2 protein-coding genes and 2 pseudogenes are annotated in these 2,193 nt (G+C 74.1%); all 4 read left to right on the forward strand.

The window, feature by feature from the left end; genetic code table 11:
• Window positions 1-180 (forward strand): annotated as a pseudogene (locus tag KN815_RS40460) (MFS transporter); the annotation flags it as partial.
• Window positions 181-322: 142 nt separating this feature from the next.
• Window positions 323-736, forward strand: coding sequence for a DUF3151 domain-containing protein (locus tag KN815_RS40465; protein ID WP_201854057.1), 414 nt, complete (start codon window positions 323-325; stop codon window positions 734-736).
• Window positions 737-930: 194 nt separating this feature from the next.
• Window positions 931-1,878: a tryptophan 2,3-dioxygenase family protein gene (locus KN815_RS40470; protein ID WP_216346785.1), complete on the forward strand. Its 948-nt coding sequence runs from the start codon at window positions 931-933 to the stop codon at window positions 1,876-1,878.
• Window positions 1,871-2,193 (forward strand): annotated as a pseudogene (locus tag KN815_RS51115) (hypothetical protein); the annotation flags it as partial. The gene KN815_RS40470 and the pseudogene KN815_RS51115, both read left to right, overlap by 8 nt.

Genomic DNA, 2,193 nt, shown 5'->3' on the forward strand with positions numbered 1-2,193 from the left:
CGGGCCGAGCCGGGCGCCGCCGTGCCGGTGGAACGTGCCGAGGGCGCCGTACGGCCGGAGGGGCTGCTGTGCCGCCCTGAGTGCGCGTACCACTGCGGTGTGGCGGCGCCGCCCCTGGACCCGGGCGACCTGTCCGCGCCGCCGCCCCTGGACCCGGGCGAGCGACGCTCCGACACCTGACCCGCGCCCTCTTCACCCCTCCTGTCGCCGGACGCGTCCCGGGACGTGCCCCCGTGACGCTCCCCGGGACGTGCCCCTCGATCTGCGGACCACGTGGCTTGAGCGTGTCGGATGGGGCCCCGGACCAGGCAGACTGGAACCCATGGCCATTCACGAGAATCTGCTCGGGGGACCGCCCCCGACCCATCTGCCCGACGACCCGGAACCACGGGAGCTGCTCGCCTCCGGCGCGGCCCCGTCCGAGGTCGCCGCGAAGTACCCGGCCTCCTCGCTCGCCTGGGCCCAGCTCGCCGACGAGGCGTTCGAGGCCGGCCGGGTGGTCGAGTCCTACGCGTACGCCCGCACCGGCTACCACCGTGGACTCGACGCCCTGCGCCGCAGCGGCTGGAAGGGCCACGGTCCCGTGCCGTTCGAGCATGAGCCCAACCGTGGCTTCCTGCGCGCCCTGCACGCGCTCGCGCGCGCCGCGCAGTCCATCGGCGAGGAGGAGGAGTACGAGCGCTGCTCGACCTTCCTGCGCGAGAGCTCCCCCACCGCGGCGGACACGCTCTCCTGAGAGGTAACGAGACGTACCGGGCCTGTGGGGTGTCGTACGCCCCACGGGCCCCTTCCGTACTTGCCGATCGTCCGTACGGCGCGGATGATGCGGTGCGGGCCCCTTCGGATGTGGGTCCCGAGGGGACCGGGGCTCCGAGACCGAAAGGATGGGGCGGACCGCTACCCGGTAGCGAGCAGTACTCAGGAGATGCGATGTCGCAGCAGCCTGTCCCTGACCACGCCGCCCCGGCCCAGGCCACCCCAGGCGGGACCACGCCGAGTGGGGCCTCCCCGAGCGGGACCGCCGCGAGCGGGACCACGCCGAGCGGGACCACGCCGAGCGGGGCCGAGTTCGAGGCCCCCCATCTGGACTTCGACGGCACCACCCCGTACGAGGACTACGTCCAGGCGTCCGTGCTCACCCACCTTCAGCGCCCCCTCTCCGACGACCCTGGCGAGATGGTGTTCCTGGTCACCACCCAGGTCATGGAGCTGTGGTTCACCGTCCTCGTCCATGAGTGGCAGACCGCCGCGCAGGCGCTGCGCGAGGACGATCTGCCCACGGCGATGGCCGCGCTCCAGCGCTCGGCCTACGAGCTGGAGTCGCTCAACGCCTCCTGGACGCCGCTGGCCCATCTCACCCCCGGCCAGTTCAACGCGTACCGCTCCGCGCTAGGCGAGGGCTCCGGCTTCCAGTCGGCGATGTACCGGCGGCTGGAGTTCCTGCTCGGCGAGAAGTCCGCGTCCATGCTCGTCCCGCACCGGGGCGCGCCGCGGGTCCACGCCGAGCTGGAGAAGGCGCTGACCGAGCCCAGCCTCTACGACGAGGTGCTGCGCTATCTGGCCCGCCGCGGCCTCGCCGTCCCGGCCGCCGCGCTGGACCGCGATCCCGCCCTGCGCCATGAACCCGATCCGGGGGTGGAGCGGGTCTGGGAGGAGATCTACTCCGGCCCGCGCGAGGGTGAGCTGGTCCGGCTCGGAGAGGCGCTCACCGAGGTCGCCGAGCTGGTGTGGCGCTGGCGCAACGACCACCTGGTGGCGACCCGACGGGCGATGGGCGCCAAGACCGGCACCGGCGGCTCGGCCGGGGTCGCCTGGCTGGAGAAGCGCGCGGGCAAGACGGTCTTCCCCGAGCTGTGGACGGCGCGCAGCCATGTCTGACGCGACGATCCCGACGGGGGCGGCGGGCGCCGCGCCGAGGAGTCCCCGGTCCGGTCCGGCCGCGTCTGGTGCGGCCGACTCCGGTCCCGCCGCGTCTGGTGCGGCCGACTCCGGTCCCGCCGCGTCTGGTGCGGCCGCGTCCGATTCGGCCGCGTCCGGTCCGGCCGAGACCCGTCTGTCCCGCTCCGCGCTGAGCGACGAGGCCGCCGCGCTTGACGCGGCCGACCGGCTGCGGGCCAAGCGCGACGCCTTCATCCTCGACGACGTGATCTACCTGGACGGCAACTCGCTGGGCGCGCTCCCGCGTGCCGTGCC

It is taken from the genome of Streptomyces niphimycinicus, from assembly GCF_018883605.1.
In the GTDB taxonomy this organism is placed as follows: domain Bacteria; phylum Actinomycetota; class Actinomycetes; order Streptomycetales; family Streptomycetaceae; genus Streptomyces; species Streptomyces niphimycinicus.

Bases quoted from the DNA above. Each gene is read 5' to 3' on its own strand.
- KN815_RS40465 (WP_201854057.1), top strand. From the start codon at position 323: ATGGCCATTCACGAGAATCTGCTCGGGGGACCGCCCCCGACCCATCTG.
- KN815_RS40470 (WP_216346785.1), top strand. From the start codon at position 931: ATGTCGCAGCAGCCTGTCCCTGACCACGCCGCCCCGGCCCAGGCCACC.